The sequence below is a fragment of the Pseudomonas sp. LBUM1659 genome (genome assembly GCF_059716045.1).
In genome coordinates, this window is record NZ_CP166797.1 from 1,820,478 (window position 1) to 1,838,748 (window position 18,271).

The 18,271-nt window shown below is 58.8% G+C and carries 16 protein-coding genes; 10 read left to right on the forward strand and 6 right to left on the reverse strand.

All coding sequences use genetic code 11. The annotated features are described in order from the left end of the window. Window positions 1–67: 67 nt before the first annotated feature. Window positions 68–1,252: a thiolase family protein gene (locus ACA048_RS08260; protein WP_497628703.1), complete on the forward strand. Its 1,185-nt coding sequence runs from the start codon at window positions 68–70 to the stop codon at window positions 1,250–1,252. 299 nt (window positions 1,253–1,551) lie between these two features. Next, window positions 1,552–2,511 (forward strand): DMT family transporter, encoded by a 960-nt coding sequence (locus ACA048_RS08265; RefSeq protein ID WP_497628704.1) that lies wholly within the window; start codon window positions 1,552–1,554, stop codon window positions 2,509–2,511. A gap of 122 nt (window positions 2,512–2,633) precedes the next feature. On the opposite strand, the gene ACA048_RS08270 is transcribed toward ACA048_RS08265, so the two are convergent. Further along, window positions 2,634–4,028 (reverse strand): class II fumarate hydratase, encoded by a 1,395-nt coding sequence (locus ACA048_RS08270; protein WP_497628705.1) that lies wholly within the window; start codon window positions 4,026–4,028, stop codon window positions 2,634–2,636. 192 nt (window positions 4,029–4,220) lie between these two features. Here ACA048_RS08270 and ACA048_RS08275 point away from each other — a divergent pair, with 192 nt between their 5' ends. The 7 genes from ACA048_RS08275 (at window position 4,221) to ACA048_RS08305 (ending at window position 12,054) form a co-directional block, all read left to right on the forward strand. Continuing rightward, the gene (locus ACA048_RS08275; protein WP_489336197.1) at window positions 4,221–4,745 is read left to right on the forward strand and encodes a DUF2059 domain-containing protein; all 525 of its coding nucleotides are present in this window, start codon (window positions 4,221–4,223) and stop codon (window positions 4,743–4,745) included. Window positions 4,746–4,757: 12 nt separating this feature from the next. Then, entirely contained in the window at window positions 4,758–5,051 is a 294-nt protein-coding gene (locus ACA048_RS08280) for a BolA family protein (protein ID WP_095133039.1), read from the forward strand. A gap of 169 nt (window positions 5,052–5,220) precedes the next feature. Further along, on the forward strand, window positions 5,221–6,162 hold the full coding sequence (gene trhO / locus ACA048_RS08285) for an oxygen-dependent tRNA uridine(34) hydroxylase TrhO (protein ID WP_497628706.1): 942 nt from the start codon (window positions 5,221–5,223) through the stop codon (window positions 6,160–6,162). Window positions 6,163–6,201: 39 nt separating this feature from the next. After that, complete coding sequence (locus ACA048_RS08290; RefSeq protein ID WP_497629824.1) at window positions 6,202–6,804, forward strand: DsbA family protein; 603 nt, start codon at window positions 6,202–6,204, stop codon at window positions 6,802–6,804. Next, a complete protein-coding gene (locus ACA048_RS08295; RefSeq protein ID WP_497628707.1) occupies window positions 6,797–8,614 on the forward strand; it encodes an ABC transporter ATP-binding protein in 1,818 nt (605 codons plus the stop codon). The genes ACA048_RS08290 and ACA048_RS08295 overlap by 8 nt, the downstream gene beginning before the upstream one ends. Window positions 8,615–8,754: 140 nt before the next feature. Beyond that, window positions 8,755–11,214, forward strand: coding sequence for an EAL domain-containing protein (locus tag ACA048_RS08300; RefSeq protein ID WP_497628708.1), 2,460 nt, complete (start codon window positions 8,755–8,757; stop codon window positions 11,212–11,214). Between the two features lie 78 nt (window positions 11,215–11,292). Further along, entirely contained in the window at window positions 11,293–12,054 is a 762-nt protein-coding gene (locus ACA048_RS08305; protein WP_497628709.1) for an iron-containing redox enzyme family protein, read from the forward strand. Window positions 12,055–12,131: 77 nt separating this feature from the next. On the opposite strand, the gene ACA048_RS08310 is transcribed toward ACA048_RS08305, so the two are convergent. The 5 genes from ACA048_RS08310 to ACA048_RS08330 all read right to left on the reverse strand — a co-directional run bounded on the left by ACA048_RS08310 (window position 12,132) and on the right by ACA048_RS08330 (window position 17,038). After that, window positions 12,132–13,058 carry a GGDEF domain-containing protein gene (locus tag ACA048_RS08310; RefSeq protein ID WP_497628710.1) on the reverse strand — a complete coding sequence of 309 codons (927 nt, stop codon included), beginning with the start codon at window positions 13,056–13,058 and terminating at the stop codon, window positions 12,132–12,134. 372 nt (window positions 13,059–13,430) lie between these two features. Next, window positions 13,431–14,171: a YciK family oxidoreductase gene (locus tag ACA048_RS08315; RefSeq protein WP_497628711.1), complete on the reverse strand. Its 741-nt coding sequence runs from the start codon at window positions 14,169–14,171 to the stop codon at window positions 13,431–13,433. A 100-nt stretch (window positions 14,172–14,271) separates the two neighbouring features. Next, complete coding sequence (gene mupP, locus ACA048_RS08320) at window positions 14,272–14,943, reverse strand: N-acetylmuramic acid 6-phosphate phosphatase MupP (RefSeq protein ID WP_497628712.1); 672 nt, start codon at window positions 14,941–14,943, stop codon at window positions 14,272–14,274. Window positions 14,944–14,947: 4 nt separating this feature from the next. After that, window positions 14,948–15,646 carry a bifunctional 2-polyprenyl-6-hydroxyphenol methylase/3-demethylubiquinol 3-O-methyltransferase UbiG gene (ubiG, locus tag ACA048_RS08325; RefSeq protein ID WP_497628713.1) on the reverse strand — a complete coding sequence of 233 codons (699 nt, stop codon included), beginning with the start codon at window positions 15,644–15,646 and terminating at the stop codon, window positions 14,948–14,950. A gap of 57 nt (window positions 15,647–15,703) precedes the next feature. Next, a complete protein-coding gene (locus tag ACA048_RS08330; protein WP_497628714.1) occupies window positions 15,704–17,038 on the reverse strand; it encodes a TRZ/ATZ family hydrolase in 1,335 nt (444 codons plus the stop codon). A gap of 109 nt (window positions 17,039–17,147) precedes the next feature. On the opposite strand from ACA048_RS08330, the gene mtnA reads away from it, so the two are divergent. Then, a complete protein-coding gene (gene mtnA, locus ACA048_RS08335; RefSeq protein ID WP_497628715.1) occupies window positions 17,148–18,224 on the forward strand; it encodes an S-methyl-5-thioribose-1-phosphate isomerase in 1,077 nt (358 codons plus the stop codon). The last annotated feature ends 47 nt before the right edge of the window (window positions 18,225–18,271 follow it).

Below are 18,271 nucleotides of genomic sequence, written 5' to 3' on the forward strand. Positions count from 1 at the left end.
CGCGCTCAGTTAGAAGCTGGACTTATGCTCGGTTCACTCTCAACCGATAACAACAATGAGGTATGCCATGCGTGAAGTGGTGATCGTCGACAGCGTGCGGACTGGCCTGGCCAAATCCTTTCGCGGCAAGTTCAACCAGACCCGGCCAGATGACATGGCGGCGCATTGTGTCGACTCATTGTTGGCACGTAATGGCATCGACCCGGCCAGCGTCGAAGACTGCATCGTCGGTGCAGGCTCCAACGAAGGCGCGCAGGGCTACAACATCGGTCGCAACGTCGCCGTGTTGTCGCGTTTGGGCATCGGCGCCGCTGGCATGACCCTTAACCGCTTTTGCTCCTCGGGCTTGCAGGCGATCGCCATCGCCGCCAACCAGATTGCTTCGGGTTGCAGCGACATCATCGTTGCCGGTGGCGTCGAGTCCATCAGCCTGACCATGAAAAGCGTCAATACCGATAACCTGATCAACCCGTTGCTGAAGGAGCAGGTACCGGGCATCTACTTTCCGATGGGCCAGACCGCCGAAATCGTCGCGCGTCGGTACAACGTCAGTCGCCAAGAGCAAGACCTGTATGCCCTGCAAAGTCAGCAGCGCACCGCTCAGGCTCAAGCCGCCGGTTTGTTTGATGATGAAATCGTGCCGATGGCGGTGAAGTACCGGGTTGAAGACAAAAACACCGGTGAAATTCAAATCATCGATGGCATCGTCGATCGCGACGACTGCAACCGCCCGGATACCACGCTGGAAAGTCTGGCGGGCTTGAAACCGGTGTTTGCCGAAGACGGTTCGGTCACGGCGGGCAACTCTTCGCAACTGTCCGACGGTGCATCGATGACGCTGGTGATGAGCCTGGAAAAAGCGCTGGAACTGGGCTTGAAGCCCAAAGCGTTCTTCCGTGGTTTCACGGTCGCCGGGTGCGAGCCGGATGAGATGGGCATCGGTCCGGTGTTCTCGGTTCCCAAGTTGCTCAAGGCCAAGGGGTTGCAGATCGCCGACATTGATCTTTGGGAACTCAACGAAGCGTTTGCCTCGCAGTGCCTGTACAGCCGCAATCGGCTGGAGATCGATAACGAGAAGTACAACGTCAATGGCGGGTCGATTTCCATTGGCCACCCGTTCGGCATGACGGGGTCCCGTCAGGTCGGGCATCTCGTGCGGGAATTGCAGCGGCGCAAATTGCGTTACGGCATCGTCACCATGTGCGTGGGTGGCGGGATGGGCGCGACGGGGTTGTTTGAAGCGGTGCGTTAAATCCAGAAATTTGTGTCGCCTGATCAACCGCTATCGCGAGCAGGCTCACTCCCACAGTTGATCGCATTCCAATGTGGGAGCGGGCTTGCCCGCGAAGGCAGCGCCTCGGTCTAATGGCGGGCACTCAAACCAGCATTCGCTCGATATACGCCCGAATCTCCCGCTCCGCCGTCTGCGGACGATCAAACGATGCTGCGACCTGCACAGTTTCATTCGCGCCTGGTCGCCAACTGTCCCTGTGTGCCAGACGCCTCTGCGCCTAGAATGACGATTCTCGCCATCTGGCTGTTGGGGTTCGTATGCACATTTCATCCGGTCGCTGGGTCTACGGTCTGTTTCTGGCCTTGTTGACTGCGCTGTTGTGGGGAATCCTGCCGATCAAACTCAAGCAAGTGTTGCTGGTGATGGACCCGGTGACTGTCACCTGGTTTCGCCTGATCGTGTCCGGTGGGTGCCTGTTTGTTTATCTGGCGGCGACCAAGCGTTTGCCGACTCGTAAAGCCCTTGGCCCGCGGGGTGGCTGGCTGGTGTTGATGGCGGTGCTTGGTCTGGTCGGCAACTACGTGTTGTACTTGATGGGCCTGAACCTGCTTAGCGCTGGCACCGCGCAATTGGTGGTGCAGATGGGCCCGATCATGTTGCTGATCGCCAGTCTGTTTGTGTTCAAGGAACGTTTCAGCGTGGGGCAGGGGATTGGCCTGTTGGTGCTGCTGATCGGTTTCGCACTGTTTTTCAATCAGCGTCTGGCCGAGCTGCTCACTTCGTTGACCGATTACACCACCGGCGTGCTGTTGGTGTTGTTGGCGTCCACGGTCTGGACCTTCTACGCCTTGGGGCAGAAGCAATTGCTGACGGTGTGGAATTCGCTGCAGGTCATGATGGTGATCTACCTGTTCTGCGCGCTGTTGCTGACACCGTGGGTGCATCCACTTGAGGCGTTGCAATTGAGCCCGCTGCAAGGCTGGCTGCTGCTGGCGTGCTGCATGAATACGCTGATCGCCTATGGCGCGTTTGCCGAAGCGCTGGCCCATTGGGAAGCGTCGCGGGTGAGTGCGACGCTGGCAATCACGCCGTTGGTGACCTTTGTCGCCGTCGCCGTGGCCGCGTGGTTGTGGCCTGACTTCGTACATGGCGAAACGATCAACGGTTTGGGTTATGGCGGGGCGGTGCTGGTGGTGTTGGGGTCGGCGTTGGTGGCGTTGGGGCCTTCGTTGATTGCGGGGCTCAAGGCGCGTCGCGTTCGGATGGCAGCAGGTTAAACCGCGTTATCGTTCATCGCGGGCAAGCCCGCTCCCACATTTAACCGCGTCTTCGCAGGGGAATACGGTCGAATGTGGGAGCGGGCTTGCTCGCGAAGACTGACTAATGGACGCAGCTAATTTCAGCCCTTGGCCCCGGCCTCCAGCATATTCTCCGGCCGTACCCAGGCATCAAACTCTTCATCCGTCAGATACCCCAACTGCAACGCCGCCTCCCGCAACGTCAGGCCCTCGGCATAAGCCTTCTTGGCAATCTCCGCCGATTTGTCATAGCCGATGTGCGGATTCAGCGCGGTCACCAGCATCAACCCCTGCTCCAGATGTTCAGCCATTTTCTCGGCGTCCGGCTCAAGTCCGGCGATGCAATGCTGTTGGAAGTTGCTGCAGCCATCCCCCAGCAGCCGGATCGATTGCAGCAGGTTGTGGATGATCACCGGTTTGAACACGTTCAATTGCAGATGCCCCTGGCTCGCCGCGAACCCGATGGCGACGTCATTGCCCAAGACCTGACACGCCAGCATCGACAGCGCCTCGCACTGTGTCGGATTGACCTTGCCCGGCATGATCGAGCTGCCCGGTTCGTTGGCTGGCAATTTCACCTCGGCGAAACCGGCCCGGGGACCGGAGCCCAGCAGGCGCAGGTCGTTGGCGATTTTCATCAGAGTCACCGCCAGGGTCTTCAGCGCACCCGACAGGGTCGTCAACGGTTCATGACCGGCCAGCGCGGCGAATTTGTTCGGCGCGGTGACGAAGGGCAGACCGGAGAGGGCGGCCAGTTCGGCAGCAATCGCTTCGCCAAAACCGTGAGGTGAATTCAGGCCCGTGCCGACAGCCGTGCCGCCCTGGGCCAGTTCACACACGGAAGGCAGCGCGCTGCGGATCGCCCGTTCGGCGTAATCCAGTTGCGCAATAAACGCCGAGATTTCCTGGCCGAAGGTTATCGGCGTGGCGTCCATCATGTGTGTTCGACCGGTCTTGACCAGTTTCATGTGTCGCGCCGCCAGCTCGGCCAGCCCGCCCGACAATTCACTGATGGCCGGCAGTAAATCTTGCTGCACCGCTTGGGCCGCCGCGATGTGCATGGCGGTGGGGAAGCAGTCGTTGGAGCTTTGTGAGCGGTTGACGTGATCGTTGGGGTGCACTGGTGACTTGCCGCCGCGCAGGTTGCCTGCCAGTTCGTTGGCGCGACCGGCGATCACTTCGTTGACGTTCATGTTGCTTTGGGTGCCGCTGCCGGTCTGCCAGACCACTAGCGGGAACTGGTCGTCGTGGTCGCCATCGAGCACTTCGTCGGCGGCCTGTTCGATCAGACGGGCGACGTCGGCGGGCACGTCGCCGTTACGGTCATTGACCCGAGCCGCGGCTTTTTTGATAAGCGCCAGGGCATGCAGCACCGCCAGCGGCATTTTTTCGCTGCCGATGGCGAAGTTAATCAGCGAGCGTTGCGTCTGAGCGCCCCAGTAAGCTTCATCCGGGACTTCCACCTGGCCAAGGCTGTCGGTTTCGATACGGCTCATCATGCACACTCCTGTAGGTCTGATAGCGCAGTTTAGGCTGTGATCGGCGGCTGTGGTTCCATCTGACCGGTTTTTGCCGCTTCGACCCCTCTAATTCAAGCCCGATAAGGCTTGGGGTTGAGCGACACACTTTTTTAGGCGCAGAATGGACGCCCTTGGGGTTTTACCTCGCCTGCTAGAAAAGGAAACTCGATGACTCGTCTTCGTGCCATCTGTACCGCGGTTGCACTGGTCTGCGCCAGCGGCCCAGTTTTTGCCGATACCGCCAGCCACAACGCCAGTGCCGAAGCTTTCCTGACCCTGGCGCACGCTGACAAATTGGGCACTCCGGTGTACATGCAAGTGCAGCAAATGTTCGCTCAGCGCTTTGCACAGACCAAAGCCCCTGAATCGAAAAAAGCTGTGCTGGAAACATATCAGGCCAAAGCCAACGCCGCGCTGGACCAAGCCATTGGCTGGAACAAGCTGAAGCCGGACATGGTCAAGCTCTACACCACCAACTTCAGCGAATCCGAGCTTAAAGACCTGGTTGCGTTCTACCAGTCGCCACTGGGCAAGAAAGTCCTGGAAAAAATGCCACAGCTGACTCAGCAATCGGCCCAGATGACTCAAGCCAAGCTGGAAAGCGCGGTGCCTGTGGTCAACAAGCTGCTGGCTGACATGACCGCCGAGCTGGAGCCTAAAGGCGCCGCCGCTCCAGCCAAGAAAAAGCCTTAAGCGGAGTTCGGTATGACCATGCAACAACGCATTGAATCGACGCTGGGCCTGTTACAGCCACAGCATCTGCAAGTGCTGGATGAGAGCCACATGCACAGCCGTGGGTTGCAGACCCACTTCAAGGCCGTGGTGGTCAGCCAGCAGTTCGAAGGGCTGAATCGGGTCAAGCGTCATCAAAAAGTCTACGGCACGCTCGGCGAGCTGATGGGTGAGTTTCACGCGTTGGCGCTGCATACCTACACGCCTGAGGAATGGGCACAGATCGACGCGGCCCCGGCCTCACCGACCTGTGCGGGCGGCAGGTAGGAGCAAGGCTTGCCCGCGATGGCGTACTCAAGATCGCTATCGCAGGCAAGCCTGGCTCCTACAGAGATCGCATTAATTTTGCTAGAATCCGCAACGCGCCGCTCACCCGGCGCGTTTTTTTTCGCATCCGGTTCACCCTTTACGAGGGTAGCCACCTGGAGAATCACCCATGACACAACAGATTGTCGTGGCGGCACTGTATAAGTTCGTCACCCTGGAAGATTACGTCGCTCTGCGCGAGCCACTGCTGCAAGCAATGGTGGACAACGGCATCAAAGGCACGCTGCTGATCGCCGAAGAAGGCATCAACGGCACCGTGTCCGGCAGTCGCGAAGGCATTGACGGGCTGATGGCCTGGCTCAAGAACGACCCACGCATGGACGACATCGATCACAAAGAGTCGTACTGCGACGATCAGCCGTTCTACCGCACCAAGGTCAAACTCAAGAAAGAAATCGTCACCCTCGGCGTTGAAGGCGTGGACCCGAACAAAAAAGTCGGCACCTACGTTGATCCCCAGGACTGGAATGCGCTGATCAGCGATCCGGAAGTGTTGTTGATCGACACCCGCAATGATTACGAAGTCTCGATCGGCACCTTCGAAGGCGCCATCGACCCGAAAACCACCAGTTTTCGCGAATTTCCCGACTACATCAAAGCCAACTTCGACCCGGCCGTGCACAAGAAAGTCGCGATGTTCTGCACCGGCGGCATCCGCTGCGAGAAGGCGTCGAGCTTCATGCTCAGCGAAGGTTTCGATGAGGTCTATCACCTTAAAGGTGGCATTCTGAAATACCTCGAAGAGGTGCCGCAGGAAGAAACCAAATGGCAGGGCGACTGCTTTGTGTTCGACAACCGAGTGACCGTGCGTCATGACCTCAGTGAAGGCGACTACGATCAATGTCATGCCTGCCGTACGCCGATAAGTGTTGAAGACCGTGCCTGCGAGCATTACGTGGCTGGCATCAGCTGCCCGCATTGCTGGGATACTCTGAGCGAGAAGACCCGCCGCAGTGCCATTGATCGGCAGAAGCAGATCGAACTGGCCAAGGCTCGCAACTTGCCGCACCCGATCGGCTACAACTACAAGCAAACTCCTTCCGAGGCTTGAATCATGTCTGCACGCCGCCTGCTCTATGTGATGGATCCGATGTGTTCCTGGTGCTGGGGCTTTGCGCCAGTGGCTAACGCCTTGATCGAACAGGCGCACGCGGCGGGCGTAGAGGTGCATCTGATCGTCGGTGGTTTGCGCACTGGCAGTGGTGCAGCGCTGGAGCCGACCACCCGACGCTACATTCTTGAGCATTGGCAGGCGGTCACCGAGGCCACCAGCCAACCATTCAAAACCGAAGGCGCTCTGCCCGACGGCTTTGTCTACGACACGGAGCCTGCGTGTCGGGCGTTGGTGACCGCGCGCAGCCTGGCGCCGGATTGTGCGTGGAAGCTGCTGGGCCTGATTCAGCACGCGTTCTACGTCGAAGGCCGCGACGTCACCCACGCCAGCGTGCTGGTGGAGCTGGCCGAGCAGGCCGGTCTGCCGCGCATAGAATTCGCCGCTGCGTTCGACCGTGCGGATATGCACACCGCCACGGCGGCCGATTTCACTTGGGTCCAGGACCTGGGCATCGCCGGTTTCCCTACGTTGCTGGCTGAGCGTAATGGTCAATTGGCGTTGCTGACCAATGGCTATCAACCCCTGAGTGAACTGTCCCCGTTGCTCGGCCGCTGGCTGGAGCGCGCTGCCTGTGCATGATGTGCCCGATGACACCCCGGTTCCCAAGCGTGTCGATCGGCTGAGCTGGGCCGAAATCCGCCGACTGGCCCTGCACCATAAAAAATCCCTGTGGATCGCCAATGGCGTCGCCGTGCTGGCGACCTTGTGCAGCGTGCCGATTCCGTTGCTGCTGCCGTTGCTGGTGGACGAAGTGTTGTTGGGGCACGGCGACACCGCGCTGAAGGTCATGAACCACGCCCTGCCCGAAAGCTGGCAGAAAGCGGCGGGCTACATTGGCCTGATGTTGCTCGTGACCTTGTTGCTACGCTGCGGCGCCTTGTTGTTCAACGTGGTGCAGGCAAAACTATTCGCAGCGCTGGCCAAGGACATCGTGTATCGCATTCGCACCCGGCTTATCGAGCGGCTCAAGCGCATTTCCCTGGGCGAATACGAAAGCCTGGGCAGCGGCACGGTGACCACGCACATGGTCACCGACCTGGACACGCTGGACAAATTCGTCGGTGAAACCCTCAGTCGTTTCCTTGTGGCGGTGCTGACCCTGGTCGGCACCGCGAGCATTCTCATCTGGATGCATTGGAAGCTGGCGCTGCTGATCATGCTGTTCAATCCGTTGGTGATTTACGCCACGGTGCTGTTGGGCAAACGGGTCAAACACCTGAAGAAACTCGAGAACGACAGCACCTCGCGCTTCACCCAGGCACTGACCGAAACCCTCGACTCGATCCAGGAAGTGCGCGCCGGCAACCGCCAGGGATTCTTCCTCGGTCGCCTTGGCCTGCGGGCCCGGGAAGTGCGCGACTACGCGGTCAACTCGCAATGGAAAACCGATGCCTCGAACCGGGCCAGCGGCTTGCTGTTTCAGTTCGGCATCGATATTTTTCGCGCGGCGGCCATGCTCACCGTGCTGTTCTCCGACCTGTCCATCGGCCAGATGCTGGCGGTGTTCAGCTACCTGTGGTTCATGATCGGTCCGGTGGAACAACTGCTCAATCTGCAGTACGCCTATTACGCTGCCAGTGGCGCGCTGTCGCGGATCAACGAGCTGCTGGCCCGGGCCGATGAGCCGCAATATCCCGGCGGCGTCGATCCGTTCCAGGGCCGTGACACCGTGGGCATTGAAGTCCAGGGCCTGAGTTTCGGTTACGGCGATGAGTTGGTATTGAACAAGATGGACCTGTCCATTGCTCCCGGTGAAAAAGTCGCGATTGTCGGCGCCAGTGGCGGCGGCAAGAGCACATTGGTGCAATTGTTGCTGGGCTTGTACACACCATTGGCCGGGACTATTCGCTTTGGTGGCTCTACCCAACAGGAGATCGGCCTGGAAACCGTGCGCGAAAATGTCGCGGTGGTTCTGCAACATCCTGCGCTGTTCAACGACACCATCCGCGCCAACCTGACGATGGGCCGAGTACGCAGCGACGAAGCCTGTTGGCAAGCGCTGGAAATTGCGCAGCTGCACCAGACGGTTCGAGCGCTGCCCAACGGTCTGGACAGCATCGTCGGACGCTCCGGTGTGCGTTTGTCCGGAGGCCAGCGCCAACGCCTGGCGATTGCGCGGATGGTCTTGGCCGAACCCAAAGTGGTGATTCTCGACGAGGCCACCTCTGCGCTGGACGCCGCCACCGAATACAACCTGCATCAGGCGCTGGCGCGGTTCCTCAGCCACCGCACCACGCTGATCATTGCCCACCGATTGTCGGCGGTGAAGCAGGCCGACCGGGTGCTGGTGTTCGATGGCGGACAGATTGCCGAGGATGGCGACCACCAGCAATTGATAGCTGATGGTGGTTTGTACGCCAAGCTTTACGGGCATTTGCAACAGCTATAACGACGGAAGCAATTTAGTGCGTCTTTGTCAGTGCAAGTATTGATGTCGAACGGTTTACTTGCCGGGATCGAGATCGCACCCTAGTCTAGCGGTAGCGATCACGTTGGGATGATGATCTGGCAGTGCTAAAAAGGGACCTCATGAATCAAACCCGGACTCTCGGAACGCCACGGTTGTTGGGCATTGTCTGGCCATTTATTGCCGTCGTGCTGTTTCAGGCCCTGTTGGGGGGCGTCAGCCTGTACGTTCTGTCGGCAGTGCGCGGCTATGTTGCCGGTGAAAGTTTGTGGTCGAAGGGGCAAAAAGACGCCATCTATTACCTCAACCTCTACGCGGACAGTCGCGACGAGGCGATTTTCCTCAAATACCAGAACGCCATTGCCATACCGCAGGGTGGTCACGAGTTACGCCTGGCGCTGGATCACCGGCCGCCTGAAATCGAAGCCGCGCGAGTGGCGATCCTCAAGGGGGGCAACCACCCTGACGACGTTTCCAGCCTGATCTGGCTGTACCTCAACTTCCGGCATTTCTCTTACCTTGAAAAAGCCATCGACCGGTGGATGGTGGGTGACGCGTACCTGCTGCAACTCGATGATGTCGCGCAGGAGATGCACAAGCGCGTTGCCGACAAACAGGTTTCACCTGCTGATCTCTGGCGCTGGAAAGACCAGATACTTGCCATCAATGATGCAGTGACACCAGCCGCCAAAGCGTTCAGTGATGCATTGGGCGAGGGCTCGCGCTTGATCCTCCGGTTGCTGCTGGTGACCAACCTCGCCACGGCGCTGGGCTTGATCGCGCTTGCGTTGCTGCGTACCCACAAGTTGCTCAAGCAGCGCCATGAATTCGCCGAAGCGCTGCAACTGGAGAAAGACCGGGCGCAGATCACTTTGCAATCCATTGGCGACGGCGTGATCACCACGGATGTCGAAGGTGCTATCACCTACATGAATCCCGCCGCCGAGGCGCTGACCCACTGGAAAGCCGAACAGGCGACGGGTTTGCCGCTGGCGGCGCTGTTCAATTTGCTGGATGAAAACGCTCAGGCTGACGGGTTCACGTTGATCGAACATATTTTGAGCGGTCAACTCAGCGGTGGCAGCGAACATTCCAAACTGATTCAGCGTCTGGATGGCAGCACGGTTTCGGTAACGTTGGTGGGTTCGCCGATTCGCAATGCGGGCAAGGTCAGTGGCACCGTGCTGGTGTTGCATGACATGACGCAGGAGCGCCAGTACATTGCCAATCTGTCCTGGCAGGCGACTCATGACGCCTTGACCGGGCTCGCCAACCGCCGCGAGTTCGAGTTTCGACTGGAGCAGGCACTGAACAACCTGACGCGGCATACCGGGCGTCATGCCCTGATGTTTCTCGATCTGGATCAATTCAAACTGGTCAATGACACGTGCGGTCATGCGGCGGGTGATGAGCTGCTGCGGCATATCTGTGCGTTGTTGCAATCCGGGTTACGCGAAGGTGACACCTTGGCTCGGCTGGGTGGCGATGAGTTCGGCGTCTTGCTGGAAAACTGTGCACCGGACGCTGCCGAGAAGATTGCCGAAAGTTTGCGCCTGACCGTACAAAACTTGCACTTTGTCTGGAAAGGTCGACCCTTTGTCACCACGGTCAGCATTGGGCTGGTGCACGTCGCGCAGACTCCTACGACGCTGGAAGCATCACTGCGCGCCGCTGATATGGCGTGTTACATGGCCAAGGAAAAAGGACGAAATCGGGTTCAGGTCTATCACGCCGATGACTCGGAACTGACATTGCGTTTTGGCGAGATGGCCTGGGTGCAGCGCCTGCACATAGCGCTGGAAGAGAATCGTTTTTGCCTGTACTCCCAGGAAATCGCGCCGTTGGGGCATACCGAGCGCGGCGGCGGGCATATCGAAATCCTGTTGCGTCTGCATGACGAAACCGGCCGCATGATCTTGCCGGACAGTTTTATTCCGGCCGCGGAGCGTTATGGGTTGATGACCGCACTGGATCGCTGGGTGGTGGAGAACGTCTTCAAGATCATTGCCCAATGCAAGGCCGAAGAGCGCCAAGGCCCATTAGCCATGTGTGCGATTAATCTGTCAGGCACAACTATCGGAGATGAGGCGTTTCTAGACTTCCTGCGTGAACAATTCGTTAACTATTCAATTCCACCTGAAATGATTTGTTTTGAAATCACAGAAACCAGTGCAATTTCCAATTTGGGCAGTGCAATTAGATTTATCAATGAACTCAAAGGTTTAGGTTGTCACTTTTCGTTGGATGATTTCTGCGCCGGAATGTCCTCGTTCGCTTACTTGAAACATTTACCTGTAGACTTCTTGAAGATCGACGGGAGTTTCGTAAAGGATATGTTGGACGACCCGATTAACCGCGCCATGGTCGAAGTGATTAACCACATCGGGCATGTCATGGGTAAGCGAACGATTGCCGAGTTTGTAGAATCACCCCAGATTGAGCAGGCATTGCTGGAAATCGGGGTCGATTTCGCTCAAGGGTATGTGATTGAACGCCCGAATCCGTTTACCTGCGATAGTTTGCAAAGTCGTCCTGCCAGGCCTCAGCCTTTGTTATTCAAGGCCCCCGGCACGTTCCGTTGAAATCTCTTGCTGATCCAAACAATCACAATCAAAAGGAGCTCGACAGTGATCGACACATTCAACCGAACCGGACCACTCATGGAAGCAGCAAGTTATCCCGCCTGGGCTCAGCAGCTCATCAAGGATTGCAGCGAGAGTAAGCGCCGGGTTGTTGAGCACGAACTGTATCAGCGCATGCGAGACAACAAACTCAGCGCAAAAACCATGCGCCAGTACCTTATTGGTGGCTGGCCGGTTGTTGAACAGTTCGCGTTGTACATGGCACAGAACCTGACCAAGACCCGCTTTGCCCGTCATCCCGGCGAAGACATGGCGCGTCGTTGGCTGATGCGCAATATTCGCGTGGAGTTGAACCATGCCGATTATTGGGTGCACTGGAGTCGGGCTCATGGGGTCAGCCTGGAAGACCTGCAAGCGCAACAGGTTGCCCCCGAACTTCACGCCTTGAGTCATTGGTGCTGGCACACCAGTTCGGCCGATTCGTTGATCGTGGCCATCGCTGCGACCAACTACGCCATTGAAGGCGCGACTGGAGAGTGGTCCGCCCTGGTCTGCTCCAGTGGCGTCTACGCCGCGGCATTCCCGGAAGAAGATCGCAAACGAGCCATGAAGTGGTTGAAGATGCACGCCCAGTACGACGATGCCCATCCATGGGAAGCACTGGAAATCATCTGCACCCTGGCGGGTATGAACCCGAGCGAATCCCTGCAAGTGGAACTGCGACAGGCAGTGTGCAAGAGCTACGACTACATGCACCTGTTTCTGGAGCGCTGCATGCAACTGGAGCATTCGGAAAAGGTGCCGGTGACACGTGAGCGCCTGGCGCTGGCGGAAAGCTGATCCATAGGCAACACAAACCAAAAATGTAGGAGCGAGCAAGCCCGCTCCTACACTGGTTATGCGGTGTTGCTTAAAGCTTAGCCCGCCATCGTCAGCCGGTTACGTCCTTCGCGCTTGGCGACATACAGCGCGCTGTCGGCCCGACGCAACAAGCTTTCGGCAGATTCGCCAGGCAGCAGGGTCGAGCATCCGAGGCTGACGGTCAGCTCTATGGCATTGCCATCGGCCTGATAATCCTGTGCCTGAGCCGCCACCCGTAGTCGCTCACCGACCATGGCTGCTGCTTCCCGCGTGGTGTTGGATAGCAGGATCAGGAACTCTTCGCCACCAAACCGGAACACCATGTCGACATTGCGCAACTGGTTTTTGATCGCGGTGGCGACAGCCTTGAGCACATCGTCGCCCGCATTGTGGCCGTAACTGTCGTTGACGTTTTTGAAGTGATCGATGTCCAGCATCAGCAATGACAAAGGCATCAAGTGGCGTCGCGACATCTCGATTTCGCGTTCCAGGGTCTGATCCATGGCAATGCGGTTACCGGTATCGGTCAGCGGGTCGCGCAAGGCGCTTTGGGTAGCGGCTCGGTAAAGAAGGGCATTGCGCATCGGGAAGAGCAGTGCGGACAGCAACGACTCCAGATTGCCTTGATCCAGCTCGCTGAATCGCTGATTGCGCCGGAACACCAGTTCACCGAGCTGTTCACCTTCATGGCTGAGGCTGTAACGGACCGAGTGACGACCACGCTGACCAAACTCCAGGCGCAAGTCACTGGCTTGATGCTGATAGGTCAAGGCATCCAGTGGCACCAGGCGCTGAACTTCGCGGAAGAAAAGTCCGAGAATGCGTTGTGGCTCAAGACTGGTTTGCAGCTGCTGACCCAGTTGCTGGCGCAATTGCGCAAGGCTGACGGGTCGTTCCAGATGGGGAGGCTGCTGACCAAATCCCAGGCGTTGCAATTTGGCATTGTCGAAGTCAATTGCGTTGGACTGGGAAGGTGATTTCATATGGCATAAGCCCCTAAGCAGTAAAGCTGTCTTACAGGCTGGGTGAGAGCGGCTTTGGGCTGCGCGACATACTGGTCCATCAGCCCCGTAGGACATATGCCGCAAGTTTAGTCCGCTTTGCCGAAGATCAGTAACCTATCGACTCAAGCGTCCGCCCGTCTGCTTTCACACTGCTGTCTGAGCAGCTTTAGAGCGAAAGTCGTGCCATTCGGTTCATTCAGATAAAAATTTATATAAATCATCAGGTTGAATTCGATGGTGAGGGCGGGTAATGAAATGTGTGACAGTTATTTGACTGGCAAGGGGCATGGTTGTGGCGCGCTTTGTGTGCCGCGCCGGGAAATCGGCACGGCACAAAAGCGACGCACGGTGTTACTGGGCGTTGAACGCCTGGCCATTGATGCCGGTACTGTCCGGGCCCATCAGGTAGAGATAGACCGGCATGATCTCTTCCGGGGTCGGGTTGTTGAGCGGATTTTCCGCTGGGTAAGCCTGGGCCCGCATGCTGGTGCGCGTGGCGCCCGGGTTAATGCTGTTGGAACGTACCGGAGCCACGGTGTCCACTTCGTCGGCCAGGGTTTGCATCAGACCCTCAGTGGCAAACTTGGACACGCCATACGCGCCCCAATAGGCACGCCCCTTGCGGCCGACGCTGCTGGAGGTAAACACCACCGAGGCGTCCTGCGACAGCTTTAGCAGAGGCAGCAGAGTACTGGTGAGCATGAACATGGCGTTGACGTTGACATGCATCACGCGCATGAAGTTTTCGCCGGACAGCTGTTCGATCGGCGTGCGCGGACCAATAATCGACGCGTTATGCAGCAAGCCGTCGAGATGGCCGAATTCGGTTTCGATCATGGCGGCCAGTTCGTCGTACTGGTGGGGCAGGGCGGTTTCCAGGTTGAACGGAATCACCGCCGGCTGTGGATGCCCGGCCGCTTCGATTTCGTCATAAACCTGAGTCAGGTTGGCTTCGGTCTTGCCCAGCAGCAATACGGTGGCACCATGGGCTGCGTAGGCTTTCGCAGCTGCCGCGCCGATGCCGCGACCAGCACCGGTGACCAGAATGACCCGGTCTTTGAGTAATTCAGGGCGGGCGGAATAATCAAACATAAGAAACCTCTACAAAAAAGAAAGCAGACTCCGTAGGAGCATGGCTTGCCAGCGATGGCGTTTTCAGAATCGCAATCGCCGGCAATCCGTGCTCCTACAATCAGCAACTGCACAAAGCGCTATCGAGCACCTTGCGCAATTCCAGCGGATGATCCACCACCACGTCCGCGCCCCAGTGTCGCGGGTTGTCGTCAGGGTGAATGTAGCCGTAGGTCACCGCAGCCGTCTTGGTGCCGGCATCGCGACCGGATTCGATATCTCGCAGATCATCGCCCACGAACAACACGCTGGCCGGGTCCAGGTCGAGCATCTTGCACGCCAGAATCAGCGGCTCCGGGTCTGGCTTGCTGTTCATCACGTGATCGGGGCAGATCAGCAGAGCGGAACGCTCGGCCAGCCCCAGTTGCTGCATGATCGGCTCGGCGAAGCGCAGCGGCTTGTTGGTGACCACGCCCCAGATCAGGTTGGACTTCTCGATGTCGGCCAGCAGTTCGCCCATGCCCTCGAAGAGCTTGCTGTGAACCGCACAACCGGCGAGATAGCGCTCCAGGAACTCGAGTCGCAGCTCTTCAAAGCCCGGCGATTCCGGGTCCATCGAAAAGGTTGCGGCGACCATCGCCTTGGCGCCGCCGGAAATCTCGTCACGAATGTGCTTGTCATTCATGGGCGGCAAGCCACGATCGGCGCGCATCGACTGGCAGATGGCAATAAAGTCCGGCGCGGTGTCGAGCAGCGTGCCGTCCATGTCAAAAAGGACTGCTCTGATACGCATCGGCTTACTCCTCGCGCAGGGTCTGGATCATGTAGTTGACGTCCACATCGGCCGCCAGTTTGTAGTGCTTGGTCAACGGGTTGTAAGTCAAGCCGATGATGTCCTTGACGGTCAGGCCGGCCATGCGGCTCCAGGCACCGAGCTCGGAAGGGCGGATGAATTTCTTGAAATCGTGCGTGCCGCGCGGCAGCAGCTTCATGATGTATTCGGCGCCGACGATAGCGAACAGATACGCCTTCGGGTTGCGGTTGATGGTGGAGAAGAACACTTGGCCGCCGGGCTTGACCATGCGAAAGCAGGCGCGGATGACCGAAGACGGATCCGGTACGTGCTCCAGCATTTCCAGGCACGTGACGACGTCGAATTGCTCGGGCATTTCCTCGGCGAGGCCTTCGGCGGTGATCTGACGGTATTCGACGTTCACACCGGATTCCAGCTGATGCAACTGCGCAACCGCGAGCGGTGCTTCGCCCATGTCGATGCCCATGACGGTAGCGCCGCGCAGGGCCATGGCCTCGCTCAGAATCCCGCCGCCGCAACCGACGTCCAGCACTTTCTTTCCGGCCAGATTGACGCGTTCGTCAATCCAGTTGACCCGCAGCGGGTTGATGTCGTGAAGCGGCTTGAACTCGCTTTCACGGTCCCACCAGCGATGGGCCAGGGCTTCGAATTTAGCGATCTCGGCGTAGTCGACGTTGCTCATGGTTCAGTCCTCTAAAACTTGAAAAATCCTGTTGCCCCGGTGTTTGGTGCGGGGATCTTACGATTCGGTGCGGCCACTGATGCGCTGGCCCCAAGCCTTGGCGGTGGCGCATAACTGTTCTTCATCCAGGCGGGTCAGGCGGCGGTCGTCGAGCAGTTGCTTGCCGGCCACCCACAGGTGTTTCACGCAGTCCCGGCCGGTGGCGTAGATCAGTTGCGAAACCGGGTCGTAGACGGGTTGCTGCGCCAGGCCGGACAGGTCAAACGCCACCATATCGGCCGCCTTGCCGACTTCCAGCGAACCCGTTTCAGCCTCGATCCCCAAAGCGCGGGCGCCATTGAGCGTGGCCATGCGCAAGGCGCGATGAGCATCCAGCGCGGTGGCCGAGCCGGCGACGGCCTTGGCCAGCAACGCAGCGGTGCGTGTTTCGCCGAGCAGGTCGAGGTCGTTGTTGCTGGCGGCGCCATCGGTGCCGACGGCCACATTGACGCCCGCCTGCCACAACCGCTCGACCGGGCAAAAACCGCAGGCCAGCTTGAGGTTGGATTCCGGGCAATGAATCACATTGGTGTTGGTCTCTACCAGCATCACCAGGTCTTCATCGCTGATTTGGGTCATGTGAACGGCCTGGAACCTGGGCCCGAGCAGGCCCAGGCGGCCGAGGCGAGCCAGCGGGCGTTCACCACGCTGCTCGACCGATTGCTGCACTTCGAAGGCCGTTTCATGGACGTGCATGTGGATCGAAGCGTCCAGCTCTTCGGCGATCACGCGGATTTTCTCCAGGTTTTCGTCGCCCACGGTATAGGGCGCATGGGGTCCGAAGGTGATTTTGATGCGCTCGTGGTGTTTGAGGTCGCCAAACAATTCCACGCCCTGACGAATGGCTTCGTCCGCTGTGCTGGCGCCCGGGATCGGGAAGTCGAGGATCGGAATCGCAATTTGTGCGCGAATGCCGCTGTTATGTACGCGTTCGCTGGCAACCTTTGGGAAGAAATACATGTCAGAGAAGCAGGTGATGCCACCTTTGATCTGTTCGGCGATGGCCAGGTCCGTGCCATCTCGTACAAAGGCTTCATCGACCCACTTGGCCTCTGCCGGCCAGATGTGGTTTTCCAGCCAGGTCATGAGTGGCAGATCATCGGCCAGGCCACGAAACAGCGTCATGGCGGCGTGCCCATGAGCGTTGATCAGCCCGGGGCTGAGCAACATGTCCGGCAACTCACGGACTTCGGTTGCGTTAAGCTTCAGCGCAGCCGAGCGTGGGCCGATAAAGACGATGCGTCCGTCACGGATGCCCAGGCCATGCTCTTTGAGGACAACACCAGCGGGTTCGACGGGTACCAGCCAGGTCGGCAGCAACAACAGGTCGAGCGCAGCGGCAGTGTTCGGCATCGAGGGTGGGGTTCCAGTGCTTTTGTAAAAGATGGCGAAGTATACCCGAGCGTCTTCGCGGGGGGATCGCTATAATCGGCGGCTTTTGTGCTTGAGTGCGGGGTGAGGGATGCGCGATCGACTGTTGGCTGCGGAGAAGGTGAAGGCCATCGATTGGCGTGATGGCGCCCTGTACCTGCTGGATCAGCGTTTTTTGCCCTTCGAAGAAACCTGGATTGCCTACACCAGTGCAGCTGGTGTGGCCGAGGCCATTCGTTCGATGGTGGTGCGCGGTGCGCCAGCGATTGGCATCAGTGCGGCGTATGGAATGGTGCTGTCAGCCCGCGCCCGAATTGCCGAGGGCGGTGACTGGCAGGCAGCGTGGGAAGAGGATTACGCGTTACTGGCCGATTCCCGTCCAACAGCGGTGAATCTGTTCTGGGCCTTGAGTCGCATGCGTGACCGCCTGGATCGTCTCAAGGTTGACGCAGATCCTCTGGCGGCGCTGGAGGCGGAGGCCATCGCCATTCATGAAAGTGATCGCGAAGCCAACCTGACCATGGCCCAACTGGGTGTGGACCTGATCCGCAAGCATCAGGGCAATGCGCAAGCGATCCTGACCCACTGCAATACCGGCGCGCTGGCTACGGGTGGCTTCGGCACGGCGCTGGGCGTGATTCGCGGGGCCTTTATCGAGGGCATGGTTGAGCGCGTTTACGCCAACGAAACCCGGCCGTGGCTGCAAGGTTCGCGTTTGACCGCATGGGAACTGGCCAATGAAGGCATTCCTGTGACACTGAATGCCGACTCCGCCGCCGCGCACATCATGAAAACCAAAGGCGTGACCTGGGTGATCGTCGGTGCGGACCGCATCACCGCTAATGGCGATGTGGCGAACAAGATTGGCACCTATCAACTGGCGGTCAACGCCATGCACCATGGCGTGCGCTTCATGGTGGTCGCACCCAGTTCGACCATCGACCTGAACATGGCCAGTGGCGACGACATTCCTATCGAAGAGCGTGACGGCCGTGAGTTGCTGGAGATCGGCGGCAAGCGGGTCGGGGCGGATGTCGATGCGTTCAACCCGGTGTTCGATGTGACGCCCGCGGACTTGATCGACGTGATCGTCACCGAAAAAGGCATCGTCGAGCGGCCGGATACCGCGAAAATGGCGCAGTTGATGTGCCGTAAGCGCCTGCATTAAAGATGCCTGGCGCCTGAGCGATTGCCTTCGCGAGCAAGCCCGCTCCC

Bases quoted from the DNA above. Each gene is read 5' to 3' on its own strand.
- ACA048_RS08260 (WP_497628703.1), top strand. From the start codon at position 68: ATGCGTGAAGTGGTGATCGTCGACAGCGTGCGGACTGGCCTGGCCAAA.
- ACA048_RS08265 (WP_497628704.1), top strand. From the start codon at position 1,552: ATGCACATTTCATCCGGTCGCTGGGTCTACGGTCTGTTTCTGGCCTTG.
- ACA048_RS08270 (WP_497628705.1), bottom strand. From the start codon at position 4,028: ATGAGCCGTATCGAAACCGACAGCCTTGGCCAGGTGGAAGTCCCGGAT.
- ACA048_RS08275 (WP_489336197.1), top strand. From the start codon at position 4,221: ATGACTCGTCTTCGTGCCATCTGTACCGCGGTTGCACTGGTCTGCGCC.
- ACA048_RS08280 (WP_095133039.1), top strand. From the start codon at position 4,758: ATGACCATGCAACAACGCATTGAATCGACGCTGGGCCTGTTACAGCCA.
- trhO (WP_497628706.1), top strand. From the start codon at position 5,221: ATGACACAACAGATTGTCGTGGCGGCACTGTATAAGTTCGTCACCCTG.
- ACA048_RS08290 (WP_497629824.1), top strand. From the start codon at position 6,202: ATGTGTTCCTGGTGCTGGGGCTTTGCGCCAGTGGCTAACGCCTTGATC.
- ACA048_RS08300 (WP_497628708.1), top strand. From the start codon at position 8,755: ATGAATCAAACCCGGACTCTCGGAACGCCACGGTTGTTGGGCATTGTC.
- ACA048_RS08305 (WP_497628709.1), top strand. From the start codon at position 11,293: ATGGAAGCAGCAAGTTATCCCGCCTGGGCTCAGCAGCTCATCAAGGAT.
- ACA048_RS08310 (WP_497628710.1), bottom strand. From the start codon at position 13,058: ATGAAATCACCTTCCCAGTCCAACGCAATTGACTTCGACAATGCCAAA.
- ACA048_RS08315 (WP_497628711.1), bottom strand. From the start codon at position 14,171: ATGTTTGATTATTCCGCCCGCCCTGAATTACTCAAAGACCGGGTCATT.
- mupP (WP_497628712.1), bottom strand. From the start codon at position 14,943: ATGCGTATCAGAGCAGTCCTTTTTGACATGGACGGCACGCTGCTCGAC.
- ubiG (WP_497628713.1), bottom strand. From the start codon at position 15,646: ATGAGCAACGTCGACTACGCCGAGATCGCTAAATTCGAAGCCCTGGCC.
- ACA048_RS08330 (WP_497628714.1), bottom strand. From the start codon at position 17,038: ATGCCGAACACTGCCGCTGCGCTCGACCTGTTGTTGCTGCCGACCTGG.
- mtnA (WP_497628715.1), top strand. From the start codon at position 17,148: ATGCGCGATCGACTGTTGGCTGCGGAGAAGGTGAAGGCCATCGATTGG.